This window comes from Sphingobium cyanobacteriorum (assembly GCF_030580935.1).
GTDB lineage: Bacteria > Pseudomonadota > Alphaproteobacteria > Sphingomonadales > Sphingomonadaceae > Sphingobium > Sphingobium cyanobacteriorum.
In genome coordinates this window covers 178,770-203,315 of record NZ_JAUQOM010000001.1, presented here as the reverse complement: position 1 = coordinate 203,315, position 24,546 = coordinate 178,770, and the positions used below count along the sequence as shown (strand labels likewise).

At 66.3% G+C, this 24,546-nt stretch carries 24 protein-coding genes, 1 tRNA gene and 1 other RNA gene; 22 read left to right on the top strand and 4 right to left on the bottom strand.

The window, feature by feature from the left end; translation table 11 throughout:
- The first annotated feature begins 10 nt into the window (after positions 1 to 10).
- From Q4610_RS00940 to aac(6'), 4 genes are all read left to right on the top strand, one after another.
- A complete protein-coding gene (locus tag Q4610_RS00940; RefSeq protein WP_304534144.1) occupies positions 11 to 790 on the top strand; it encodes a type III pantothenate kinase in 780 nt (259 codons plus the stop codon).
- On the top strand, positions 790 to 2,427 hold the full coding sequence (locus Q4610_RS00935) for a ribonuclease J (protein ID WP_304534143.1): 1,638 nt from the start codon (positions 790 to 792) through the stop codon (positions 2,425 to 2,427). The genes Q4610_RS00940 and Q4610_RS00935 overlap by 1 nt, the downstream gene beginning before the upstream one ends.
- Positions 2,428 to 2,543: 116 nt before the next feature.
- Positions 2,544 to 2,813, top strand: coding sequence for a DUF1467 family protein (locus Q4610_RS00930; protein ID WP_304534142.1), 270 nt, complete (start codon positions 2,544 to 2,546; stop codon positions 2,811 to 2,813).
- On the top strand, positions 2,810 to 3,268 hold the full coding sequence (gene aac(6') / locus Q4610_RS00925; protein ID WP_304534141.1) for an aminoglycoside 6'-N-acetyltransferase: 459 nt from the start codon (positions 2,810 to 2,812) through the stop codon (positions 3,266 to 3,268). The genes Q4610_RS00930 and aac(6') overlap by 4 nt, the downstream gene beginning before the upstream one ends.
- A 7-nt stretch (positions 3,269 to 3,275) precedes the next feature.
- On the opposite strand, the gene Q4610_RS00920 is transcribed toward aac(6'), so the two are convergent.
- Complete coding sequence (locus tag Q4610_RS00920) at positions 3,276 to 5,951, bottom strand: coiled-coil domain-containing protein (protein ID WP_304534140.1); 2,676 nt, start codon at positions 5,949 to 5,951, stop codon at positions 3,276 to 3,278.
- 80 nt (positions 5,952 to 6,031) lie between these two features.
- On the opposite strand from Q4610_RS00920, the gene Q4610_RS00915 reads away from it, so the two are divergent.
- From Q4610_RS00915 to Q4610_RS00900, 4 genes are all read left to right on the top strand, one after another.
- Positions 6,032 to 6,334, top strand: a complete 303-nt coding sequence (locus Q4610_RS00915) for an Hpt domain-containing protein (protein ID WP_304534139.1) — start codon at positions 6,032 to 6,034, stop codon at positions 6,332 to 6,334.
- 87 nt (positions 6,335 to 6,421) lie between these two features.
- Positions 6,422 to 7,588, top strand: a complete 1,167-nt coding sequence (locus Q4610_RS00910; RefSeq protein WP_304534138.1) for a hypothetical protein — start codon at positions 6,422 to 6,424, stop codon at positions 7,586 to 7,588.
- Positions 7,589 to 7,645: 57 nt separating this feature from the next.
- On the top strand, positions 7,646 to 8,746 hold the full coding sequence (locus Q4610_RS00905) for a DUF2336 domain-containing protein (protein ID WP_304534137.1): 1,101 nt from the start codon (positions 7,646 to 7,648) through the stop codon (positions 8,744 to 8,746).
- Positions 8,743 to 10,125: a sensor histidine kinase gene (locus Q4610_RS00900; RefSeq protein WP_304534136.1), complete on the top strand. Its 1,383-nt coding sequence runs from the start codon at positions 8,743 to 8,745 to the stop codon at positions 10,123 to 10,125. The genes Q4610_RS00905 and Q4610_RS00900 overlap by 4 nt, the downstream gene beginning before the upstream one ends.
- Positions 10,126 to 10,174: 49 nt before the next feature.
- On the opposite strand, the gene Q4610_RS00895 is transcribed toward Q4610_RS00900, so the two are convergent.
- On the bottom strand, positions 10,175 to 10,831 hold the full coding sequence (locus tag Q4610_RS00895; protein ID WP_155186460.1) for an alpha/beta hydrolase: 657 nt from the start codon (positions 10,829 to 10,831) through the stop codon (positions 10,175 to 10,177).
- 141 nt (positions 10,832 to 10,972) lie between these two features.
- Here Q4610_RS00895 and Q4610_RS00890 point away from each other — a divergent pair, with 141 nt between their 5' ends.
- From Q4610_RS00890 to Q4610_RS00830, 13 genes are all read left to right on the top strand, one after another.
- Entirely contained in the window at positions 10,973 to 12,037 is a 1,065-nt protein-coding gene (locus Q4610_RS00890; protein ID WP_304534135.1) for a cysteine desulfurase family protein, read from the top strand.
- Positions 12,034 to 13,122, top strand: coding sequence for a cysteine desulfurase family protein (locus tag Q4610_RS00885; protein WP_304534134.1), 1,089 nt, complete (start codon positions 12,034 to 12,036; stop codon positions 13,120 to 13,122). The genes Q4610_RS00890 and Q4610_RS00885 overlap by 4 nt, the downstream gene beginning before the upstream one ends.
- A gap of 20 nt (positions 13,123 to 13,142) precedes the next feature.
- Positions 13,143 to 13,478 (top strand): 2Fe-2S iron-sulfur cluster-binding protein, encoded by a 336-nt coding sequence (locus Q4610_RS00880; RefSeq protein WP_304534133.1) that lies wholly within the window; start codon positions 13,143 to 13,145, stop codon positions 13,476 to 13,478.
- A gap of 7 nt (positions 13,479 to 13,485) precedes the next feature.
- Complete coding sequence (blaSGM, locus tag Q4610_RS00875) at positions 13,486 to 14,451, top strand: SGM family class A beta-lactamase (protein WP_304534132.1); 966 nt, start codon at positions 13,486 to 13,488, stop codon at positions 14,449 to 14,451.
- A gap of 82 nt (positions 14,452 to 14,533) precedes the next feature.
- Positions 14,534 to 14,631: signal recognition particle sRNA small type (ffs, locus tag Q4610_RS00870), an RNA gene on the top strand.
- Positions 14,632 to 14,682: 51 nt separating this feature from the next.
- A complete protein-coding gene (locus Q4610_RS00865; protein WP_304534131.1) occupies positions 14,683 to 16,287 on the top strand; it encodes a DNA polymerase III subunit gamma/tau in 1,605 nt (534 codons plus the stop codon).
- 3 nt (positions 16,288 to 16,290) lie between these two features.
- Positions 16,291 to 16,614, top strand: a complete 324-nt coding sequence (locus tag Q4610_RS00860) for a YbaB/EbfC family nucleoid-associated protein (protein ID WP_304534130.1) — start codon at positions 16,291 to 16,293, stop codon at positions 16,612 to 16,614.
- 114 nt (positions 16,615 to 16,728) lie between these two features.
- Positions 16,729 to 19,125 carry an endopeptidase La gene (lon, locus tag Q4610_RS00855; protein WP_304534129.1) on the top strand — a complete coding sequence of 799 codons (2,397 nt, stop codon included), beginning with the start codon at positions 16,729 to 16,731 and terminating at the stop codon, positions 19,123 to 19,125.
- A gap of 182 nt (positions 19,126 to 19,307) precedes the next feature.
- Positions 19,308 to 19,580 (top strand): HU family DNA-binding protein, encoded by a 273-nt coding sequence (locus Q4610_RS00850; RefSeq protein ID WP_024019962.1) that lies wholly within the window; start codon positions 19,308 to 19,310, stop codon positions 19,578 to 19,580.
- A gap of 229 nt (positions 19,581 to 19,809) precedes the next feature.
- Entirely contained in the window at positions 19,810 to 20,382 is a 573-nt protein-coding gene (locus Q4610_RS00845; RefSeq protein WP_304534128.1) for a septal ring lytic transglycosylase RlpA family protein, read from the top strand.
- A 92-nt stretch (positions 20,383 to 20,474) separates the two neighbouring features.
- Positions 20,475 to 20,551 (top strand) — tRNA-His (locus tag Q4610_RS00840).
- 119 nt (positions 20,552 to 20,670) lie between these two features.
- Complete coding sequence (gene hisI / locus Q4610_RS00835) at positions 20,671 to 21,042, top strand: phosphoribosyl-AMP cyclohydrolase (protein WP_304534127.1); 372 nt, start codon at positions 20,671 to 20,673, stop codon at positions 21,040 to 21,042.
- Entirely contained in the window at positions 21,029 to 21,556 is a 528-nt protein-coding gene (locus tag Q4610_RS00830; RefSeq protein ID WP_304534126.1) for a hypothetical protein, read from the top strand. The genes hisI and Q4610_RS00830 overlap by 14 nt, the downstream gene beginning before the upstream one ends.
- Here Q4610_RS00830 and Q4610_RS00825 read toward each other — a convergent pair.
- Together Q4610_RS00825 and Q4610_RS00820 are read right to left on the bottom strand one after the other, a co-directional pair.
- Complete coding sequence (locus tag Q4610_RS00825) at positions 21,550 to 22,164, bottom strand: YitT family protein (RefSeq protein ID WP_304534125.1); 615 nt, start codon at positions 22,162 to 22,164, stop codon at positions 21,550 to 21,552. The two genes, Q4610_RS00830 and Q4610_RS00825, sit on opposite strands and share 7 nt — an antisense overlap.
- Before the next feature lie 111 nt (positions 22,165 to 22,275).
- A complete protein-coding gene (locus tag Q4610_RS00820) occupies positions 22,276 to 23,487 on the bottom strand; it encodes an MFS transporter (protein WP_304534124.1) in 1,212 nt (403 codons plus the stop codon).
- 168 nt (positions 23,488 to 23,655) lie between these two features.
- On the opposite strand from Q4610_RS00820, the gene Q4610_RS00815 reads away from it, so the two are divergent.
- On the top strand, positions 23,656 to 24,546 hold the full coding sequence (locus Q4610_RS00815) for an EamA family transporter (RefSeq protein WP_304534123.1): 891 nt from the start codon (positions 23,656 to 23,658) through the stop codon (positions 24,544 to 24,546).

Genomic DNA, 24,546 nt, shown 5'->3' with positions numbered 1-24,546 from the left:
GGGACCGGCCATGCTTCTCGCGATCGACGCGGGCAACACCAATGTGGTTTTCGCGCTGCTCGACGGGCGGGAAATTCGCGCGCGCTGGCGCATCGCCACCGATCCGCGCCGCACCGCTGATGAATATGCGGTCTGGCTGAACCAGTTGCTGATGCTGGAAGGCCATACGATCGCGGATGTCGATGCGGTCATCATCGCCACCGTGGTCCCGCGCGCGCTCCACAATCTTCAGGTGCTGGCCGAAAAATATTTCAGGACACCGCCACTGGTCGCGGGTCAGGCGCCGGTCGAATGGGGCATCGAACTGGACGTGTCCGAACCGGCTTCGGTCGGGGCGGACCGGGTTGTAAATGCCATCGGCGCGCACCATCTTTATGCAGGCGACCTGATCGTCATCGATTTCGGCACGGCGACCACCTTCGACGTGGTCGATTATACCGGCGCCTATAAGGGCGGAATCATCGCGCCGGGCATCAACCTGTCGCTTGACGCGCTGGTCGCGGCGGCGGCCAAACTGCCCAAGATCGCGATCGCCCCGCCGGAAAGCCGGTCCGTGATCGGCCGCACCACCGAAGCGCAGATGCAGATCGGCGTATTCTGGGGCTATGTGGCGATGATGGAAGGGCTGGTCGCGCGGATGCGCGCGGAAATCGGCCGCCCGACCAGAGTGATTTCGACGGGGGGCCTGGCGGTCCTCTTCAATGACAATAGTGATATTTTCGATGCGATCGCGCCGGACCTGACCATTCAGGGATTGGCGTTGCTGCACGAACGGAGTGTAAGAATATAATGATACCCAAGGATGAGCTGCTCTTCCTGGCCCTTGGCGGGTCGGGCGAGATCGGCATGAACGTCAATCTCTACGGTTGCCAGGGCAAATGGGTGATGGTCGATCTCGGCCTCACCTTCGCCGATTCCAATTATCCCGGCGTGGAACTGATTCTGCCCGACCTGTCTTTCATCGAGGATCGCCGGGACGACCTGCTCGGCATCGTGCTGACCCACGGGCATGAGGATCATATCGGTGCCATCCCCTATCTGGCAGCCGATCTGGGCGTGCCGCTCTACGCCACCCCCTTCACCGCCGGGCTGATCCGGCAGAAGCTGGAGGAAGAGGGCCTGACCAAGGAGGTCAAGCTCCACGTCATCGACAATGAAGGCAGCTTCGCGCTTGGCCCGTTCGGTTTCCGCTATGTGCCGCTGGCGCATTCGATCCCGGAGGGCAATGCCGTCCTGATCGACACGCCCTATGGCCGCATCTTCCACACTGGCGACTGGAAACTGGACGAGCAGCCCTTGCTGGGCCAGCCATCGACCCCGGCGGAACTGACTGCGATTGGCGATGAAGGCGTGCTGGCGCTGGTGTGCGACAGTACCAATGTGTTCAATTCCGAAGCCAGCGGCTCCGAAAGCGATGTCCGTGAAGGGCTGATGCAGACCATCGCCGGGGCCAAGGGCCGGGTACTGGTGACGACCTTCGCGTCCAACGCTGCGCGCGTGCAGACGCTGGGCGAAGTCGCCAATGCGACCGGGCGCAAGCTCTGCGTCGCCGGCCGCTCGCTCGACCGGATCATCAGCACGGCCAAGGCGGCGGGCTATCTGAAGGATTTCCCGCCGATGATCGACTGGGATGACGCCATGGCGTTGCCCCGCAGCGATGTCATGATCGTCGCGACCGGCGGCCAGGGGGAGGCGCGCGCGGCCCTTTCGCGCATCGCCTTCGACAGCCATCCGATCAAGCTGGCCGAGGGCGACATGGTCGTATTCTCCTCCAAGCAGATCCCTGGCAATGAAATCGCCATCGGCCGCATCCAGAATGCGCTGGCGACCAAGAACATCCTGATGGTCACGGATCGCCAGGCCGAAGTCCATGTGTCGGGCCATCCCGGCCGCCCGGAACTCGAAGCGATGTATCGCTGGATTCGTCCCGAAATCCTGCTGCCCGTCCATGGCGAACGTCGCCATATGGCGGAACAGGCGCGCCTCGGCATCGCCAGCGGCCTGCGTCATGCCGTGGTCCAGTCCAATGGCGACCTGCTGCGCCTCGCCCCCGGCGCGCCGCAGATCATCGGACATGAGGAGACTGGCCGGCTGGTGCTGGACGGCGATGTCATCCTGCCCGCCGACGGATCGACCATGAACGAACGGCGCAAGGTCGCGCTGCATGGCCAGATCAGTGTCGCCGTGGCGCTCGACCGCAAGGGCAAGCTGATCGGCGACCCCGCGCTGCGCACCCAGGGCGTGCCGGTGGAGGAGGACAAGGCCGCGTTCCTGGCCGAAGCCGCCGAGGAAGCCGCCGCCGTGATCGTCAAGGGATCGCCGGAGGAGGATGCGCTGCGCGAACGCATTCGCCTGGCTGTCCGCCGCACGGCAACCCGCTGGACCGGCAAGAAGCCGGTGGTGGACGTGCTGCTCATCCGGGCATGATCCCTGGCCGCTGTTCCCGCGCAGGCCGGAACAGCGGCGCCGCCTTTCGACGGGCCTGCTGCTTTTCGTCCAGCAGCGCGCTTTGCAATCGGGCCAAGGCGCGCTAGTCCAAGGCCATGAACCTTTACGCCATCTTCGCCATCTATTTCCTGATGTGGGTGATCAGCGCCTTCATCATGCTGCCCTTCGGCATCCGCACCCCGGATGAAACCGGCGAAGCGATGCTGAAGGGGCAGGCGGACAGCGCCCCCAACAACTTCCGGCCCGGCGTCGTGGCGCTGCGCGCGACCCTGCTGTCGGCCCTGGCCTTTGGCCTCTATTACGCCAATTATGTGCAGGGCTGGCTGACGCTCGACATGCTGCCGGGCTATCGTCAGGGATCATGACCGGCCCGGCGCGCATCCTCCGCGCCACTACCGCCCATGTCGCATATTGGGCGACGATGCGCGCCGCACTCTGGCCGGACGCCTCGGTCGAGGATCATCGCGAAGAGATCGTCGCGCAATTGCGGGATCAGGGTCAGGACAGTGTGGCCTTCCTCGCCTTCGACGCGCAGGAGCAGGCCGTGGGTTTCGTCGAGGCGGCGCTGCGCCATGACTATGTCAATGGCTGCGACACCAGCCCGGTCGCCTTTCTGGAAGGTCTTTATGTCGAACCCGCCGCCCGGCGCACCGGGGCTGCTCGCGCTCTGGTCGACGCGGCGGTGGCGTGGGGCAGGGCGCTGGGCTGCACCGAAATGGCGTCCGATGCCGACATCGCCAATCATGTCAGCCATCTGCTGCACGCCGCGCTGGGCTTCACCGAAACCGAGCGTGTCGTCTATTTCCGCAAGCTGATCTGACGCGCGGTTACTGGCGCAGCCGCTCGATCGCCTGCGCCAGCGCGACATAGAGCTTGCCCATGTCGGACGACAGCAGGGCGACGCCCAGCGCATTGCCGTCGCGCGCCGACAGGATGATGCGCAGCATCGCCTCGAAATCATGGATATAGCGGTTCACATGATCGCGGAAGTCCGCATCATTGTCATAATGCAGCGCAATTTCGCGCGATTCCCCGGCATCCAGCAATTTCACCGCGCGCCGGGTAAACACGCCCCGGTCGCCTTTGAGATAGGCGGACCAGGCCGAATCGGTAACATCGTTCGACAATATCTTGGCCACGTCGATCGCGGTGCTGTTGAGCGATTCGATCAGCAATGCGGAACGGCGAGCGAAATGGTCGCGATCGCGGCTTTCCGTCACCTGTTCCGCCTCGACGATCCGCTGTTCGACACTGGCGCTGGTGTCGGCGATGGTCAGCAACTGGCGCGTCAATCGTTCGGACGCCTGATGGGCGGCCTTGACGGCGGCCTCGGCGACACGGCCGACCTGCTCGATCTGCGCCGTCACCCTTTCACCGATCACGCTTTCCAGTGCTGCGTCGCTCGCTTCGGCAAGCTGTTGCGCGGCATCGGGGATGGCGCGGCCCAGCGCCTGGCGCGCACGTTCGGCGGCCTGGTCGGCGGTATCCTTGACCCGCAGAAGTGCCGTGACCAGCAGCGGCCCGGCGCCCTCGGTGATGCGCCGCGCATCCTGATCCGCCGCGTCGATCGCGGTGCGCAGCCGCTCGACCAGATCGCGATTGGCGTGCAATCCTGCCTGCGTGCTTTCCAGCCATTCGGTCAGACGGCTGCCCTGACCGCGCAACAGCGACTCGGCTTCTTCCGCGCGACCGACCAGCGCCTCTGAAATCGCCTCCAGCCGTTCCATCTCCGGTGTCGCGCTGCCCAGCAGCGCGCGGCTCGTCTCCAGCCGGGCGTCGAACCGCTCCAGTGCGCCGGGATAGGTTTCGTCCAGTTCGCGCACGCTCGAATCAAGTGCCACCAGCAGCGTCTCGGCCGATCCGATCAGCTTCTCGGCGGTCATCCCGCCCGACGCCAGGGCCTGATCGATGCGGGTCGTTTCCTGTGTCATCCGCGTCAGTGCAGCGGTCAGCCGTTCGGCCCGCGCCAACGCGCTGTCCTCCAGCGCCGCAAAGCGCGTTTCGGTGGCGGCGATCGTGTCGTGCAACCCGGCATGAAGCCCTGACATCAGGCTGCGCTGTCCATCGATCATGCTGTCGAGCTGATGCAGGCGGCTTTCGACATCGGCGATCATGTCGCTGAGGCCCATGACCGTCTCGCCGCCGATCGCGTCCAGGCTTTCGCGCGACCGGGCGATCAGCGCATCGAGCGCCGCCGCCTGGCCAGTCAGTCCGGCATCGGTAACGGCCAGGCTTTCCTGCGCACGATCCAATGCCGCGTCCAAGCGGCCGCGCAGATCGGCATCGATCGCCGCCATGTCGCGTTCCAGGGTCGCCAATGCGTTTTCACTGGTGGTGCCGATGCCCTTCTGCGCGGCGGCGACCAGCGTTTCCAGCGCCTGGGCGCGGCGCGCCAGGCTTTCGTCGGTGGTGGTGAAGGCGCCACGGACATTGTGCAGCACGCTGTCGATCCGCGCCCGCATGGAAAGCGTGATGGCTTCCAGATCGTCGGCCAGCATCGCGCGTACCTGCTCGCTGCTGCTGGTGACGCCGGCCTGCGTGGCTTCGACCAGGCTCGTCAACGCCGTTGCCTGCGCCTCCATATCCTGCCGGCTGCGCTCCATCGCCTGGCGTGCGCCCTGTGCGGTGGCTTCGATCCGGCCTGATGCGACCTCGGCCATGCCGGTGACTTCATCGGTGGCGGCGCGGGTCGATTCCTGAAGCTGGGCCAGTTGGCTCGACAGGCTTTTGGTCGCGGCCAGCGTGCGCGCGCGCGCCTCGTCCGACAATTCGGTCAGCGCATGAAGCCGCGCCTCCAGCATGTCGATCCGCTCGCCCAGTGCATGGCCATCGTCCATGATCCGCGCGGCCATGCGGCCGGCACGGTCCTCCAGTTCCGGGATCGATCCGATCAATGTTTCCATCTGCTTCACCAGCGCCGCGCCAGCACGATCGGCCGCTTCCGCGCTGGCGGCGGTGGTCTGGGCACGGCTGGCGATCAGTTCGGCCGACGCCTCCATGTTGCTGCTGGCCGCCGCGCCATAGCTGTCGAGCAGTTCGGCCTGATCCTGCATCGTCTGGCGGGCCGATTCAAGCTGGGCGCTGATCCGGCCAAGCCGCAATTCCAGCAGGTCCGCTTCGGTCCGCAGGGCGCGCGCGGTGTCGAGATAACGGCGCGATTCGGTGCGGCTGTTGCGGACCAGCAGCAGATAGACGAGGCCCAGCAGGATGAGCGGCGCGGTCAAAGTCACCACCGCATTGGCCCAGGCGGACGGACCGGCGCGCAGGTCGCCCGACACGATCATGGCCCAGCCGGCGAAACCGACCCAGCCGACCGCCAGCGCACAAAGCGCGATACGCACCCGCCTGACCAGCTTTTCGCCGGCGCCATCGGCCGGATCATCCTGTTCGTCGATGTCGAGAACCGCCTGTTTCAAAAGCAAGATGTCGTCCATCTGCGACTCGTTGCCGATCGCGGTTGGTTCGTCGCGCCAGAACTCGACGATTGTGCTGCCCCCTGTCATGGGCGCATCCTAGCATCTTTTCCGGGGACGGAAATGCCCTGTTACCAAAACTTAACGCAATCCCGATAGCGTTGGTCGCCATGTCCTATGATCCTGGCGCCCTTCATGCCGCTCTGGCGGCCGCCGTTGGCGAAGACAGCGCGCTGATCGCCGATCTGCGCGTCGCCTTCATGGAAAGCGCCGCGCGTCAGATCGACCTGCTTGGCCGTGCCCGCTGTGACGCCAACTGGGAACTGGCGGCCTGGCGGCTCAAGGGGCTGGCGGCCAGTTTCGGCCTGACCGGCCTCATGACGCTGGCGGACGAAGCCGCGCAGGCCGCGCCCGGCGATCCTACCGTGCTGCGCCGGCTGCGCGCCGCTCTGGCGGGGCTGGAACAAAGCTGACCATCATGGCAAAGCGCTGCTTGCGCTGGCCCTTCCGCCTTGCGACAAGGCGGATTACATCATAATCGGGTCCACAAGCGTAACGCCATGAGTTTCGCCGCCATCTTGAGCGCCAGCCGCATGACGGCCGATTCGCCGCCCGGCCTGCGCGCCAGCCTGCATTTCGCGGGCCAGACGCTGATCGAATATCAGGCACGGCAGGCGGCGCAGGCCGGGGCCAGCCGTATCATGATCCTCGTCAGCGTCATCACCCCCGCCATTTCGCAGGCGGTCGACCGGCTGAGTGCGGACGGTATCGCGGTCGCGCTGGTCCGCGACATGGTATCGATGGTGCGCGATGCCCCGCGTGACAGTGACATAGTGCTGGTGGCCGATGGCGCGATCGTGGCCCAGGCCCATTATGAACATATGGGTGCGGGGGATGGCGACATCCTGCTCGTCACCGACGACAGCCGGGCCAGCGCGCCGTTCGAACGGATCGACGCGGGCCAGCGCTGGGCGGGGCTGGCGCGAATCAGTCCGGCGCTGCTGTTCGGCACGCTCGACATGATCGGCGACTGGGATCTGGCCCTGACCCTGATCCGCGCGGCCGTGCAAAAGGGCGCGCGCCGTATCACCGTGCCGCAGGACGATCTGCTGGAAGGGCGCGTCGCGCTTGTGGAAAATCAGCAACAGGCCGATCTCGTGGCGCAGGCGATCACGTCCGCCGTCGCGGCCCAGGCCCATGCGCGCGGCGGCATGGATCATTATGTGCTCAGCCCGCTCGCCCGGATGATCAGCCCCGCACTCATGCGGATGCAGGTGCCCGCGTTGCAGGTGCGAATCGCCGGGATCGCCATGGGCGCCATCGCGCTCGTCCCGATCGAACTGCTCTGGCCGGTGACGGGCCTGTGCCTGCTGCTGATCGCGCTGCTGCTCGCGGAAATCAGCGATCGGCTCGATGCACTGGCGCTGCGCGCGCCGCCGATGGGCTGGTTTGCCTTCGGCGCGCCGGTTGCGGCGCTGATCGGCATCGTCCTGGCTGGTGCGACGACGCTGGCGGCCGATCTCGCCTTGTTGCTGGCGATCCTGATGGTTGCCGACCGCTGGCGACGTACGGGACAGGCGCGTCCCTGGATGATCGTCACCCCCGCAACGGCCCTGCTGATCCTGATCCCGGCGGGCATCGCCGGTATGCTGGCGGGTGGCCTGCGTGTGGCGATGCTGCTGGCGATTGCCTCGGTCGGGGCGATCATTCTGCGCCGGCCCAATTAAATTTTTTCCGCCGCACGGTTTAGTGCATTTTAAGGACGTGCGTTTATTCTCGTCGGCATGAGCGCCCATTCGTCCTTCACCGGCACGGTCATGGCGGGCAGTTGGCCGATGGCGCGGGTCATGGCTGGCGCCTCCGCCGTGCCTGTCGGTCACGCCATCGATCTGGCGTTTTTCTTTCCCGACCATGGCCCGAATCATGACGATATGCGGGCCGATGCGCTGATTTCGGAAACCCGCCGCCATCTGGGCGGATGCGTCGCGGCGATCGAAATGCGGCTGCGCCTGTCGCTGGCGCATGCGCCTGCCGTCTCGGTCGCGCTGGACCGCTGCCCGGCGCCGCTCGCCTGGCCCAGCCTTCGCGCCCAGCCGACCCTGCTTGGCCCGGCCTTGCTGAGCCATATGCAGATGCGCGCGGGCCTGGCGCTGATGCTGCGCCAATATGGCCAGGCCGATCTGGAACAGGCGAACGTGACGCAGCCAGGCGTGCTGCCCGCCGCCGACGATCCTGATCTGGGCGACGCGGTGATCGCGCTGATGCTGGCCGAAGGACGCTGGCTGGCGGTCGGGGGCGAAGATCATCCGATGCGGCCCGATCTGCCGGCTGAACATTATGCCGAACTGGTCTGGACCGTCGCCGCCTGCCTGGCGCTGGCGGTGCAGCGGACGGCGGACGAAAGCGCAGACAGGCTGTTCGCGGCCTTCGAGCGATCGGGCTGGGCCTTGCTTGCCGATCATGATGAAGGCGCCAGTCCGGTCCTGCTCGCCGAGCAACTGGTACGGCGCATGGGGGATGCTGCCGACACGCCCGCATTGCTGGGTGCGGCGCTGGACCAGCGCCGTTTCCTCCTGTTCGCGGCGCTGGCTGCCCGCCGGTTGCGGATCGACAGCGCCCAACTGATCGACATGCTGTTGCTGGGGCCAGTGGCGCAGGTCGCAACCCTGTGTCGCGCGCTGGGCGGGTCCGACGCCGATTATCGCCAGCTTCTCCTGGCGTTGCGGCCGGTGCGGCCGTCGCTGTCGGACACCCTGATTCTGGCCGAGGCCGATCGCTATCAGGGGCTGACCCAGGCACAGGCCGATGCCCAGGTCGGCGCATGGCGCACGCCCGCCGCGTTCCGCGCGAAGTTTGAACATCTGCGCGCGGTTGCGGGTATATGAACATGCCATCGCATCCCGCCGTCATCCGCGCCATGCTGTCGTCCGACGGCCGGTTGCTGAGCGCGGATGCGCCCTTGCTCGCGCTTCAGCAGGAAGCGGGAGCCGATCTTGGCGGGCCGCTCGCCGTGCCGCAACTCGCGTCGATCGCGCGGCTGGCCGGGCGACTGGGCGTGATCGTGTCCCGTCCCGTGGTCGCGGCGGCCGAGCGCGGCGATATCGACATGTGGGTGCGCGCCCGGCCCGAAGCGGACGGGGTTGCCCTGTCGATCATCGACTGGCGGGAGCGGCCTGCCATCGTCTTTCCCGCCGACAGTGGCCGCCGCGATGCGGACATCGCGGCGCTCGCCCCAGGCTGGACGTGGCAGATCGACACGCAGCTTCGTTTCGACATGGTCCTGGCCGGACTGGGCGAGGACGGTGTGCTGCCGCCCGATCCGCCAGTGCCCGGCAGCCGTTTCTCCAGCTATTTCCAGCTTCAGGGCGATGCGGATGGCGACATGGCGATGCTGCGCGGCTTCGCCCAGCGCCGTGCCTTTCGTGATCAGCGCGCGGCGCTGGCCGCCGATCCGGCCCGCACCTTCACCCTGTCCGCCTTTCCGATGTTCGACCTGTCCGGGCAGTTGACCGGCTATCGTGGCACCGCCTTTCCGCTGGAACGCGCCATCGTCGCGCCAATGGCGCCGGAACCCCACCTCACGCTCTATCCCGCCGAATTCGGTCGCCGCCTCGATCGTTCGCTGCGCCAGCCACTGGGGCGGATCATCGCCAATGCCGATACGATCAGCGCCCAGTTGGAGGGGCCGTTGCGGCCCGACTATGCCGGCTATGCCGATGATATCGCGGCGGCCGGGCGGCATCTGCTGGCGCTGGTCGATGATCTGGCCGATCTCCAGGCGATCGACCGCCCGGATTTCAGCGTCATTGCAGAGGAGGTGGACCTGGCCGATCTGGGCCGCCGCGCCGCCGGCCTGCTGTCGGTCAAGGCGCTGGACAAGGGCATAACCATCCTCCCCCCGCCGCCCGACGCCAGCCTGCTGGCGATCGGCGAATTCCGGCGCGTGCTGCAAATATTGGTCAACCTGATCGGCAACGCGGTGCGCTACGCGCCTGACGCTACGCAGGTTCGTGTCGCCACCGAATGGGAAAGCGGTCAGGCGCGGATCGCCGTCATCGATCAGGGACCGGGCGTTGCCCTGGCCGATCGCGAGCGGATTTTCGAGAAATTCGAGCGGCTGGGCCGCGACGATCCGGGTGGCAGCGGCCTTGGCCTCTATATTTCGCGCCGTCTGGCCCGCGCGATGGGCGGCGACATCGTCATCGGCGGCGCGCCGGGCGAAGGCGCACGCTTCATTCTCTCCCTGCCTGTGGCCGGGCAATAAAAAGGGCCGCCTTGCGGCAGCCCCTTCCTGTTCCAATTCTACGCGATCCTCAGCGGATCGGCGAATCCGGCGACAAACGCATGTCGAGATAATTGTCGACCGACTTCATCAACTGATCCAGTTCATGCTCGAAGAAATGGTTCGCGCCGCGAATTTCGTCATGATGGATGGTGATGCCCTTCTGGGTGCGCAGCTTGTCGACCAGCTTCTGCACCGCGCTTGCCGTCACCACTTCGTCCGACGTGCCCTGCACGATGATGCCCGACGACGGGCAGGGGGCGAGGAAGGAGAAGTCGTACATGTTGGCGGGCGGCGCGACCGAGATGAAACCGCGGATTTCGGGCCGGCGCATCAGGAGTTGCATCCCGATCCACGCACCGAAGGAAAAGCCCGCGATCCAGGTGGTCTGGGCTTCGGGGTGGAAGCTCTGCACCCAGTCGAGCGCGGCCGCCGCATCGCTCAGTTCGCCGATGCCATTGTCGAACGTCCCCTGGCTGCGGCCGACGCCCCGGAAATTGAAGCGCAACACGGCAAAGCCGCGCTTCACGAAGGTCTTGTAGAGCGCCTGGGTGATGCGGTCGTTCATCGTGCCGCCGCCCTGCGGGTGCGGATGCAGGATCATGGCGACCGGCGCGCGCGGGCGGGGCGGGGGGCTGAAACGGCCTTCGAGGCGGCCTTCGGGTCCGGGGAAAATGACGTCGGGCATGGCACCTGTTATCGTTCTGGGCCGCTAGGGCGCGGCGGGGATAGGGTCGGTGCGCGCAGGTGAGGCTTCACGCTGGCGCAGCGCGGCAGACCGCCTATATAGGAGCCACCGCCATTTCCGCAATCAATGAGTACCATCCGCTTGGTCGTCGACCGCCTTTATCTTGATCATGCCGCGACCACGCCGATGCTGCCGGAAGCGCAGGCGGCGATGGCGGCGGCGATGGCCGGCTGGGCCAACCCGTCCAGCCCCCATGCCGATGGCCGCGCCGCCCGCGCCGCGCTGGAGGATGCACGCCGCCGGATCGCGGTGGCGCTGGAGTGGGACGGGCATGTCATCTTCACCTCCGGCGCGAGCGAGGCGATCGCCATCGGCCTGACCCGCGCCAGGGGCAGGCGGATCATCACCTCGCCGGTCGAGCATGACGCGGTGCTGCGCGTGACGAAGGATGCCGAACGGTTGGGAGTCGATGCCGACGGCATGATCCTTTCCCTCCGTCATCCCGGTGAAAGCCGGGATGGCAGAGCAAAGGCAAATCCACCACTCCTGGCCATCCAGCATGTCAACAACGAAACCGGCGTGATCCAGCCGCTCGACAGGCTCGACCGTGCCGGCGTGATCCTGTTCGCCGATTGCGCCCAGAGCGCGGGCAAGCTCCCGTTGCCGGATGCCGACATGATCGCGATCAGCGCGCACAAGTTCGGCGGTCCACCCGGTATCGGCGCGTTGCTGTTGCGCGACCTCGCCCTGATCGAGCCGAGTGGCGGGCAGGAGCAGGGTTATCGCGCCGGCACCGAAAATCTCCCGGCGATCCTGTCCATGGCCGCCGCGCTGGAGGCGCGCACCGACTGGCTGCCCCGCGCGGCCGCACTGCGCGCGCGCCTCGACGCCGGGATCGAGGCAGCGGGCGGGCAGATCGTCGCCCGCGATGCCCCGCGCAGCCCCGCTATCGCCAGCTACCGGATGCCGGGCCTGTCCGCCCGCGCGCAATTGATCCAGTTCGACCTCAAGGGCATTTCCGTGTCGGCGGGCAGCGCCTGTTCGTCCGGTTCGCTCAAGGCCAGCCATGTGCTGGGCGCGATGGGCTGGGACGAGCAGGCCGCCGCGCAAGTCGTCCGCGTCAGCTTCGGGCCGCAGACGCGGGACAACGAAGTTGACAGCTTCCTCGCTGTCTGGTGTGCCATGTCTGAAAAGGCAAGGATTTGATATATCTAGATTATCAGGCGACGACGCCGCTCGCGCCCGAAGCGTTCGACGCCATGGTGCCGTTGTTGCGCGACCAGTTCGCCAATCCCCACAGCGCCCACCGCCCCGGCCGCGCCGCCGCCGCACAGGTGGAAGTGGCGCGTGAAGCGATCGGCAGCCTGCTGCCCTCTGGCGGGCGGACCCTCTTCACCTCCGGCGCGACCGAGGCGCTCAACATCGCGATCCAGGGCGCGCCTGCGGGCCGGGTCGTCACCATCGCCACCGAACATGCCGCCGTGCTCGATACGGTGGAGGCGATGCGCCGGGCGGGGCGTGCCGTGACCATCCTGCCCGTAGGCCCGGACGGCATCGTGGACATGCAGGCCGCGCGTGACGCGATCGATTCAACTGTCACACTCGTTGTCGCAATGCTGGTGAATAATGAGATCGGCGTGATCCAGCCGGTCGCCCGACTGGCCGATCTGGCGCATCGGGTCGGCGCCTTGTTCCTGTGCGACGCGGTGCAGGGCTATGGGCGCGTGGCCATCCCGGACAATTGCGACATGGTGGCGATCAGCGCGCACAAGATTCACGGCCCCAAGGGCGTGGGCGCGCTCTGGCTGCGGGACGGGGTGACGCCTGCCCCCTTGATCCATGGCGGCGGGCAGGAGGGCGGGCTGCGTTCCGGCACCCTGTCCCCCGCGCTGTGCGCCGGCTTCGGCGTCGCGGCCCGGCTGATGCGCGAACGGGCGGATGCGGATCGCGCCCATGTCGAAAGCCTCGCCATGCTGGCGCGCGACCTGTTTGCCGACTGGACCCTGAACGGCAGCGCAAGCCACCGTTATCCGGGCAATCTCAACCTGCGGCGGGACGGAATCGATGGCGCGCGCTTGTTGTCGCATTGTCGCACTCTGGCTTTTTCGTTGGGAAGTGCTTGCGCAAGCGGGTCCGGGCGGCCTAGCCATGTGTTGCGGGCGCTGGGGCTGAGCGATGCCCAGGCGCGCGGATCGGTGCGGATCGGCTTTGGCCGCTACACGCGCCGGGAGGAATTGGAGAGGGCAGCAGAGTTATTGCATGAGGCGGCAGCCGTACAAGCGGCGCCGTGACCAGGGAGCGCGTCGCATTTATGACCAAAGTCACCTTCATCAGCGCTGACGGCGAGCGGCGGCAAGAGGTTGACGCGCCGCCGGGATCGGTCCTGCTCGACATCGCGCAGGCCGCCGGCCAGCCGCTGGAGGGCACATGCGAGGGGCAGATGGCCTGCTCCACCTGCCATGTCATCGTCGACGCCGGCGATTTCGCCAATCTCCCCGACGCCAGCGAGGATGAGGAGGACATGCTCGATCTCGCCGCCGCCGCGACCCGGACCAGCCGCCTTGCCTGCCAGATCCTGCTGGACGCCAGGCTGGATCGGCTGACCGTCCGCATTCCCAGCGAATCCTATAATATGCAGGGCATGTGATCCGCCGATGAAGAGCGTCACCGTTCTGGCCGCGCTGGCGCTGCTGGCTGCCCCGTCGATCGCCGCCGACAGGAAGAAGGCGCCCGCGAAGGAGCCCGCCCCGACCGGCCGGCTCGATTCGCTGATGCCCGCCGCCCCCCGCTATCTGGTGCCGCAATCGGCGCTGGCGCAGGTGCGCAATCCCAGGGAGATCGAGCAGGAAACCGGCGGGCGGCTGGGCGTTGCGCTGGTCGACAGCACGGGCGCGCTGTTGCTGGGCTTCAACCGGGACGAGCGTTTCGCCATGTGCTCGACCTTCAAGGCGCCGCTGGCGGCCGCCGTGCTGGTCGGGGCGGAAGCGGGCAAGTTCGGGCTGGACGGCCAGTTGTCCTTTGGCAGCGACGATATTCTCGATCACGCGCCGGTGGTGAAGAAGAATAAAAAGCGCGGCCGCATGAGCATGGGCGAACTGGCGCAGGCGGCGGTGGAGGTGAGCGACAACAGCGCCGCCAACCTGTTGCTGCCGATGCTGGGCGGGCCGGACGGGCTGACCGCCTTCATGCGCGCCCATGGCGACAGCGTCTCGCGGCTCGACCGCAAGGAACCGGACCTCAACGAAAATGCGCCGGGCGACCCGCGCGACACGACTTCGCCCGCGGCGATGGCGGGGCTGATGGGGCGCCTCTTCTTCCGCGACATGAAACCGGACAGCGCCCAGACGCTGCGCGCCTGGTTCAACGCCAGCAGCACCGGCGACCATCGGATCAAGGCGGGCCTGCCCGAAGGCTGGACATCGGGCAGCAAGACCGGGACATGCGGCACCGCCTATAATGACGTAGCGCTGGTCAAGTCGCCGACCGGCGACGAATATATATTGGCGATCTATCTCGACCGCCCCACGATCGACGCGAAAAAGGCCGAAGCGGCCATCGCGGAAACCGCCCAGGCCGCGCTCGCCTTCGTCGCGAAGGCGCAGAAGAGCGGGCTGGAATAGAATGCGGGGCGTTCCCGCCTGCGCGGGAGCACATATAGCCCAGGCCCCCTTGCCATCCCGCCCCCACTTCGCCATATGCCGCGCCGGGAGTCGGGCGGGCGTGACCGTCGCGAACCTGGTCAGGTCCTGACGGAAGCAGCCACAGTGATTTCGTCACGGGTCGTTCCGGCTCCCACCCTCCAGCCATCATCCATCTTCGACAAGGGCCGCATGAGCGGCTAGGACAGGGCCATGTCCGATTCCCCGCAGCCCTACCGCGTCCTCGCGCGCAAATATCGATCGCGCAGCTTCCGCGAACTGATCGGCCAGGACGCGATGGTCCAGACGCTGGCCAATGCGATCAGGCGGGGGCGGCTGGCCCATGCCTTCCTGATGACCGGCGTGCGCGGCGTCGGCAAGACATCGACCGCGCGGCTGATCGCCAAGGCATTGAACTGCATCGGCCCGGACGGGCAGGGCGGCCCGACCATCGATCCGTGCGGGCTGTGCGAACCCTGTGTCGCCATCGCCGAAGGGCGGCATATCGACGTGGTGGAAATGGACGCCGCCAGCCATACCGGCGTGGACGATGTGCGCGAAATCATCGAAGCGGTGCGCTATGCCGCCGTGTCGGCGCGCTACAAAATCTATATCATCGACGAAGTGCATATGCTCTCCAAGAACGCCTTCAACGCGCTGTTGAAGACGCTGGAGGAGCCGCCTGCCCATGTGAAATTCCTGTTCGCCACGACCGAGGTGAACAAGGTGCCGGTGACGGTGCTGTCGCGCTGCCAGCGCTTCGACCTGCGCCGCATCCCGGCGGACCTGCTGGCGACGCATTTCGCCAATATCTGCGACAAGGAAGGCGTCACCGCCGAACCCGACGCGCTGGCGCTGATCGCGCAGGCGGCCGAAGGGTCGGCGCGCGACGGCCTCTCCATCCTCGACCAGGCGATCGCCCATGCGGAGATGGGGGAGGAGAGGCTGCTGGTCACGGCGGTCCAGGTGCGCGACATGCTGGGCCTGTCCGACCGCGGCTCCACCCGCCGGTTGTTCGGCCTGCTGCTGGAGGGCGATACCGCCGCCTTGCTGGAGGCGGTGCGCGATCACTATGCGCTGGGCGTCGAGCCGCTGGCGCTGATGCGCGGGCTGCTGGAACTGACCCATGCCGTGACCCTGGTGAAGGCCGGACGCGACATCGCCAGCCCCGGCCAGTCGGCCGAGGAACGCGAAGCGCTCAGCCAATGGGCGTCGCAACTGGGCTTCGCGCCGCTCCATCGCCTGTGGCAGTTGCTGCTCAAGGGGCATGACGAGGTGGCGGGCGCGATCCTGCCGATCGAAAGCTGCGAAATGGCGCTGCTGCGCGTCATGCACGCGGCGGCCATGCCCGATCCGGGCGAACTGGCGCGGCTGTTGCGCGAAGGCGGCCCGGTGGCGCTGCCAGCGCCCGGCGTGGCCCCGGCGGCATCCTCGTCCGCCCCGGCCGCGCGCCTGCCCGCGACCTTCCCCGACCTCATCGAAGCCTTCTGGCAGAAGGGCAAGGGGCAGTTGGCGCAGGAACTGCATGATTGCGTGGGCGTGGTGCGCTATGCGCCGCCGCAGTTCGACTATCACCCCACGCCGCAATTGCCGTCCGACTTTACCGCCCGCCTGCTGCCGGCGCTGCGCGATGTCACCGGCCTTTCCTGGCAGGTGGCGCAGAGCGACACGCCGGGCGAACCGACCCTGTTGCAGCAGGAACAGGGCAAGGCGGCGGACGCGCGCGCGCGCATATTGGAAACCCCGGTGGTCAAGGCGGCGATGGCCGCCTTCCCCGACGCCGATCTGGATGACCGGCTCGAACAATGGAGTGCTTGAAACATGAAGGACTTGAACGAAATATTGGGCATGGCGACCCGCGTGCAGGAAGAATTGCAGCGGGCGCAGGACAATCTGGACAAGCTGGAGGTCGAAGGTGCGGCCGGTGGCGGGCTGGTCAAGGTGAAGGCATCGGCCAAGGGGCGCATCCTGGGCGTTTCCATCGACGAAAGCCTGCTCGCCCCATCGGAAAAGCAGATGCTGGAAGATCTGGTGACGGCGGCCTTCAACGACGCGCGCAAGAAAGCCGATGAGGTCAGCAATGCCGAAATGGGCAAGATGACCGCCGGACTGCCGCTGCCCCCCGGTTTCAAGCTGCCTTTCTGATCACGGCCTGTTCATCATTGCCATCTTATGACAAGGCGCGATTGATTGCTGCGGCGGTCATCCCCATAAAGGCGATGAACCGCATGACGGGCCGCAACCGGCCCCGGAGAGTGAATGACTACGCAATATCCCCTTCTGCCGCTGCGCGACATCGTCGTTTTCCCGCAGATGATCGTTCCGTTGTTCGTCGGTCGCGACAAGAGCGTGGCCGCGCTCGAAGCGGCGATGGAAGGCTCCAAGGAAATCTTCCTCGTTTCGCAGCTTGATCCGGCAGAGGATGATCCGGGCCGGGATTCGCTCTACGACACCGGCGTCGTCGCGATCGTGCTGCAATTGCTGAAACTGCCCGATGGCACCGTCCGCGTGCTGGTGGAGGGCAAGCATCGCGCCCAGCTCGAAACGATGGAGGCGCAACAGACCTATCTGGTCGCCCATGTCGCCCCGGTCGATGATATCGTTGCGGAAGGGCCGGAAGCCGCCGCGCTGATGCGGTCGGTTGCCGAGCAGTTCGAAAATTACGCCAAGCTCAACAAGAAGCTGCCCGCCGAAACGCCGGTGCAATTGCGCGAGATCGAGGATGCGGGTCGGCTGGCCGATGCCGTGTCCGCCAACATCAACGTCAAGGTGTCGGACAAGCAATCGCTGTTGGTCGAGGCCGATCCGGTCAAGCGGCTGGAGATGGTGTTCGCCTTCATGGAGGGCGAACTGGGCGTGCTCCAGGTCGAAAAGAAGATCCGTGGCCGCGTGAAGCGCCAGATGGAAAAGACCCAGCGCGAATATTATCTCAACGAACAGTTGAAGGCGATTCAGCGCGAACTGGGCAATGGCGAGGGTGAGGAAGGCGACGAGCTTGCCGAACTGACCGAGAAGATCGCCAAGACCAGGCTCAGCAAGGAAGCGCGGTCCAAGGCCACGGCGGAGCTGAAGAAGCTCAAGGGCATGCAGCCCATGTCGGCCGAAGCAACGGTCGTGCGCAATTATCTCGACGTGCTGCTGGGGCTGCCCTGGGGCAAGAAGGGCAAGGTCAAGACCGACCTCAAAAAGGCGCAGGACATCCTGGACGAGGATCATTTCGCGCTGGAGAAGGTCAAGGACCGGATCATCGAATATCTGGCGGTCCAGGCGCGCACCAACAAGCTGAAAGGCCCGATCCTGTGCCTCGTCGGCCCACCGGGCGTGGGCAAGACCTCGCTTGGCCGCTCGATCGCGAAGGCGACGGGGCGCGAATTCGTACGCCAGTCGCTGGGCGGTGTCCGCGACGAGGCAGAAATTCGCGGCCACAGGCGGACCTATATCGGCTCGCTGCCGGGCAAGATCGTGTCGAACCTGAAAAAGGCCGGCACCATGAACCCGCTGTTCCTGCTCGACGAGATCGACAAGCTGGGCCAGGATTTCCGGGGCGATCCCGCCTCGGCGCTGCTCGAAGTGCTGGACCCGGAACAGAACAGCAAGTTTCAGGACCATTATCTGGAGATCGACGTCGACCTGTCCGACATCATGTTCGTGACGACGGCCAACTCGCTGAACCTGCCCCAGCCGTTGCTGGACCGCATGGAGATCATCCGGCTGGAGGGCTATACCGAGGACGAAAAGGTCGAGATCGCCCAGCGCCACCTGATCGCCAAGCAGATCGAGGCGCATGGGCTGAAGGATGGCGAGTTTGAAGTGACCGAGCAGGCCGTGCGCGACCTGATCCGTTACTATACCCGCGAAGCCGGTGTCCGCACGCTGGAGCGCGAAGTCGCGCGCCTCGCCCGCAAGGCGCTGCGCAAGATTCTCGAAGGCGCCTACGAAAAGATCGTCATCACGCCGGACAATCTGGCGGACTATGCCGGGGTGCGCAAATTCCGCCATGGCGTGGGCGAGGACGAGCATCAGATCGGCGCCGTCACGGGGCTGGCGTGGACCGAAGTGGGCGGCGAGTTGCTGACGATCGAGGCCGTCACGGTGCCGGGCAAGGGCATGATCAAGACGACCGGCAAGCTGGGCGACGTCATGACCGAATCGATCCAGGCGGCCTTTTCCTATGTGAAGGCGCGCTCGCCCGGTTACGGGATCAAGCCGAGCATCTTCAATCGCAAGGACATCCACATCCATCTGCCTGAAGGCGCGGTGCCCAAGGATGGACCGTCGGCCGGCATCGGCATGGTCACGACGATCGTGTCGACGCTGACCGGCATCCCGGTCCACAAGGATGTGGCGATGACCGGAGAGGTCACGCTGCGTGGCCGGGTGCTGCCGATCGGTGGCCTCAAGGAAAAGCTGCTGGCTGCGTTGCGCGGTGGCATCAAGACGGTGCTGATCCCGCAGGAAAATGAGAAAGACCTTGCGGAAATTCCCGCGAACATCCGCGAGGGGCTGGAAATCATTCCGGTGTCGCATGTGGATGAAGTGCTGGCCCGCGCGCTGATATCCCCTCTCGAAGCCATTGCCTGGACCGAAGAGGATGATCTGGCGGCCAAGCCACCTGCGGCATCCGGGCGCGACGGCGATCCTGCCCTGCGTCACTAAGTCAAGCTGAAACCGGCGGATAGCCGCTGGTTTCAGCTTATTTCTTGCAGGTGGACGCAAATTTCGCCCGAAGCCTGGGTCTTTGTCGCTTTCTCTTTGACAGGCGCAGAAAACCGCGCCTTATTGCGCCGCCTACGCCGCGATTCCTAAACCAACCAACAGCACAAGGGGGTTCCCAAGGCATGAACAAGCAGGATCTGATCAGCGCAGTTGCTGAAAGCAGCGGCCTTAGCAAGAATGACGCGACCAAGGCCGTGGAAGGCGTGTTCGACGCCATCACCGGCGCGCTGAAGAAGGGCGACGAAGTGCGCCTCGTCGGTTTCGGCACTTTCTCGGTTTCGCAGCGCAAGGCTTCGACCGGCCGCAACCCGCGTACCGGCGAAACCATGACGATCAAGGCTTCGGCCCAGCCCAAGTTCAAGGCCGGCAAGGGCCTGAAGGATTCGGTCAACTGACGGCGATGGCGCCTGCCTGACGGCGGGCGCCCACCGTTCTGACCAATGACCGGCATCGCGGCCGGAAAGTTTTTACGGAGAGTAGGGCGGTGGCAAGGGGAAATCCCTGTGACCGCACGAGTATGCCAAAGGTGAAAAGGGACGATGGCCGATTGGCTTTCGTCCCTTTCTCGTTGCGCCCTGCCAATCGGCGCTCGACCCGTGCGGCCGGTGGCGGTAGGACGGCGTGATGAGGATCATTACGGGCAGGGCGGCGTGGTGCGGGATCATGGCGGGCGCGCTGGCCCTGTCTGGCTGTGGCGGCGGTGCGTATCGCCCGGTGCGCGACACTCCGGTCAGGATCGGTCCCCCCTATATTGTACGTGGCGTTACCTATGTCCCGGCCGCCGATCCCGGCTATGACATGCTGGGCTATGCCAGTTGGTATGGCTCTGAATCGGGCAATCGCACCGCCAATGGCGAACGGTTTCGCGCCAGATGGATCACCGCCGCGCATACCAGCCTGCCCTTGCCAAGCTATGTCGAGGTGACGGCGCTTGATACCGGACGGACCATATTGGTGCGGGTGAATGATCGTGGTCCCTTTTCGGGGCGGGGGCGGGTGATCGACCTGTCGCGCGGCGCGGCGGAGGAACTGGGCGTCCGTGCGCAGGGCCATGCGGCCGTCCGGGTCCGCGTCGTCGATCCGCCCGAAAAGGATCGCGCCCGCCTGCGCAAGGGCAGGCCCGCCAGCGCGCGCCCCCGCATATCGGACCGTGAACTGGCCGCCCTGCGCGCCCAATTGCGCGCTGCCGGGCTTTGATCCGGGAAATTACGGGATGGTGACGTTGTTCGCTTGACGGGCGGGGATGGGCCGCATATGTGGCCCTTCTCGCGGGGCCGCTGGCCCCCATGGCGATCGTAGCTCAGTTGGTTAGAGCGCCGGTTTGTGGTACCGGAGGTCGCGGGTTCGGATCCCGTCGATCGCCCCATTTCTGCTGTTTTCCCCTGATCCAAGGGGTCTTGTCTCGTGCAGGGACACGCTCCAGCCCCGACATCGAATGCGCAAAAGCGGTTCCCACTTTCCCGCGCGATGCTCTATAGCGCCCGCATGGACGATATGCGCGACAGGGGGCTGACCCTCAATCCGAAATATGACCGGGACGGGCTGATCACGGCCGTCGTCACCGACGATGCCAGCGGCGATGTGCTGATGGTCGCGCATATGAATGCGCAGGCGCTGCAATTGACCATCGACACCGGCCTTGCCCATTTCTGGTCGCGCAGCCGCCAGGCGTTGTGGAAGAAGGGCGAAACCTCCGGTCACATGCTGCAAGTCCGTGACCTGCGCATCGATTGCGATCAGGACGCCGTCTGGGTGAAGGCGGTGCCGGCCGGCCCCACCTGCCACACCGGCGCGCGCTCCTGCTTCTTCCGCCGGGTCGGGGCGGAGGGGCTCAGCAGCGTCGATGCGGCGGGCTAGCCTCACGCTCCTGCTCTTCCTGGCCGCGTGCCAGCGCGCGCCTGCCAATGATGGCGGAGCGGACGCCGGCGTGCCCATGAGCGGGCTGGAGCGCGCCGCGATCGACAGTGGCGCCATCGCCGACGCCAGCAGGATTTCGCCGGTCGGCCTGTACCAGCACAGCCATGAGGCGGGGCGCGACGCGCTCTGCGTCATTCCGGGCAAGGACGGGCAATATCGTTTCGGCCTGGAGGCGGTGTTCGGCGAGGAGCCGAGTTGCCGGGGGCATGGCGTCGCGCGGCGGGCGGGCGACAAGCTGATCCTCAGCTTCAAGGGCGGCGACCGCTGCATCATCGTCGCCCAATATGATGGCGATCAGGTGGCGTTGCCCGGCGTGGTCGACATGGCCTGCGCGGACCTGTGCGAAGGGCGCGGCACGCTGGAGGGGGTCAGCTTCCCCCGCATCGCCAATGATGCCGCCACGGCGCTGCGGGCGCGTGACCGGGGCGGCGATCCGCTATGTGGCGTTCAGTAACCGATATAGCGGCCCGGCCGGTGGTTGACGACCAGCACCGCATTGATCGCGGCGGCGGAAAGGATCGAGAGGCCGAAGCGCTCGATACTCAATAGCGGCAAGGATGCGAGCAGGATCAGCAGATCGCATCCCATCTGCGTCCGCCCCGCATTCCAGCCGCGCGTCTTTTGCAGGATCAGCGCCGCCACGCCGACGCCGCCCACGCCCGCGCCATGGCGGGCGATGGCCAGGATGCCGAAGCCGATGATCGACCCGCCGAACAGCGATGCGAACAGCGGGCTGACCCGCGCGATCTGCAACGCGGCGGGCATGGCGAGGCCCACGCCCATGATCGCGACATTGGCGAACAGGGTTTTCAGGCCAAAGGCCGGACCCATCGCCCGCCCGGCGAACAGGAAGAAGGGCAGGTTGATCAGCAGGAACAGGGCGGCGGGCGGCCAATGGATGACGTAGGAGAGCAGCAGCGCGATTCCCGCCATGCCGCCCGTCACCAGATTGGCCTGTTTCAGCAGCGCCAGCCCCATGGCGATGAAGGCGCAGCCGATGGCGATGGCATAACCATCCTCGGCCAGGCTGTGGGGGCGGGGGGAAGGGGCGCTGATCGTCATGCGGGCAAGGTCCTGGGGTCATGCCCGGCCATCCTCCCGCCCCTGTCCTGTCATTATGGGATGCTGATAGCGGGATGGTTCACCGCCTTCAACCGCTTGCCGGCGCGCGGCTCATTCCGCTGGCGCCGGGACCGCGGCCAGCATTTGCCGTTCCAGTGTGATCGCGATCAGAAAGATGACCAGCCCGCCCAGCGCCAGCGCACTGCCGATCCAGCCGGTCGACACCAGGCCATAGCCCGCCGCGATCGACAGGCCGCCCAGCCACGGACCCAGCGCATTGGCCATGTTGAACGCGCTGTGATGCAGCGCCGCCGCCAGTGTCTGCGCATCGCCCGCCACGTCCATCAACCGTGCCTGCAACGGCGTGCCCAGCCCCCCGCCGATACCGATCAGGAAGATGTTGAGGCCCAGGGTCCAGATATTCCCCGCCATCAGCGGGAACAGCGCCAGCGCGGCTGCGCTCCAGAGCAGCACGCCGATCACCGTGCGGCTCTGGTTCCGGTCGGCCAGCCAGGCCACCGCCAGATTGCCCAGCGTCATGCCGATGCCAAAGATGATCAGGATCAGCGGCACATGGGTTTCCGATACATGGGTCACGTCGATCATCGTGGACGCGACATAGGTATAGACCGCAAACAGCCCGCCAAAGCCGATCGCGCCCGTCAGCAGCGTCAGCCAGACCTGGCTTTTGCCCAACGCGCCCAGTTCGCGCATCGGGCTGGCCCTGGCGTCGCCGCCATCGCGCGGGGCGAAGAGGGCAACCAGTGTCATCGTCGCCACCGCCAGCGCCGCGACGACGAAGAAGCCCGACCGCCAGCCCAGCACCTGTCCCATGACATTGGCCGCCGGCACGCCGATCACGGTGGCGACCGTCAGCCCGGACATGACCTGTGCCATGGCCAGCGTGCGCTTTTCTGGTCGCACCAGATTGGCGGCGACCAGCGCGGCGACGCCGAAATAGGCGCCATGCGGCACGCCGGACAGGAAGCGGAACAGCAGCAGCCAATGATAGCCCGGCGACAGCGCGGACAGGCCGTTGCCGATGGCGAACATCGCCATCAGCCCGATCAGCAGGGTCCGGCGCGGCAGCCGCGCGCCAAAGGCGGCGATCACCGGCGCGCCCACCACCACGCCCAGCGCATAGGCGCTGATCGCATGGCCGGCGGTCGGCAGATCGATGCCCAGGTCGCGGGCAAAGAAGGGCAGCAGGCTCATCGACGCGAATTCGGTCGTGCCGATCGCGAAGGCGCCGACCGCCAGGGCGAACAGGACGAGCGCCGGTGGCGTCTTGCGGGTATGCGCGGTCGGGACGGGGACGCCCATGGGCAAGCTCCATGCTGCAATGCAAAATAATGTCAGGCCCGCAGATGGGCCTCATGACAACGCTGGTCAACCAGATCCCGCGTGCGTTTGTTGCAAAAGCGATGGCAATATGGACAATCATGTCATCAATGTCTCGCCAGTGACGCCGGATCGGCTATAGCGCCCGCCATGACGAGGGACGATCACAGCGCCGCACGCCGGCTGGCCTTGACGGGGGCGGCCGCCACGCTGGCCGCGCTGCTTTCCACCACCATCGGTGCGTCTTTTGCCAAGACGCTTTTCCCCCTGGTCGGCGCCTTTGGCATTGCAGCCTTGCGCATCAACCTGGCGGCGATATTGCTGCTGGCCTATCGCCGTCCCTGGCGTCGGCCGATCCCGCATGGGGTGCGCTGGGGACTGGTCGGTTACGGCCTGACGCTGGGATTGATGAACCTGCTCATCTACCAGGCGTTCGCGCGTATTCCGATTGGCATCGCCATCGCGATCGAGGTGACAGGGCCGCTGGCGGTGGCGCTGTTCGGGTCACGCCGGCCACGGGACTTTGTGTGGCTGGCGGCGGCGGCGCTGGGGCTGTTGCTGCTGGTGCCCCGCACCGGGGCGGTTGCGCTCGATCCGGTCGGTATCGCGTTCGCTCTTGCGTCAGGATTATGCTGGGCGCTGTATATCCTGACGGGCAAGCATGTTTCGGAAAGGCTGGGCGGCGATGCGGTCGCCTGGGGCATGCTGGTCGCCGCGCTGCTGGTCGTGCCGCTCGGCCTTGGCCATGCGGGGACCAGCCTGTTGACCCCCGCGATATTGGGGATCGGCCTTGTGATCGCGCTTCTGTCCAGCGCGTTGCCCTATTCGCTGGAGATGGCGGCGATGCGACGTTTGCCCGCATCCGTGTTCAGCCTGCTGACGAGCGCGGCCCCGGCCGTTGGCGCGCTGTCGGGCTATGTGATATTGGGCGAAAGGCTGACCATGATCCAGTGGTTCGCCATAGCATGCATCATGGCGGCATCGGCCGGCGCGGCCTTGACCGCCGGGCGCACCGTCACGATCGAGGAAGCGCCGCAATAG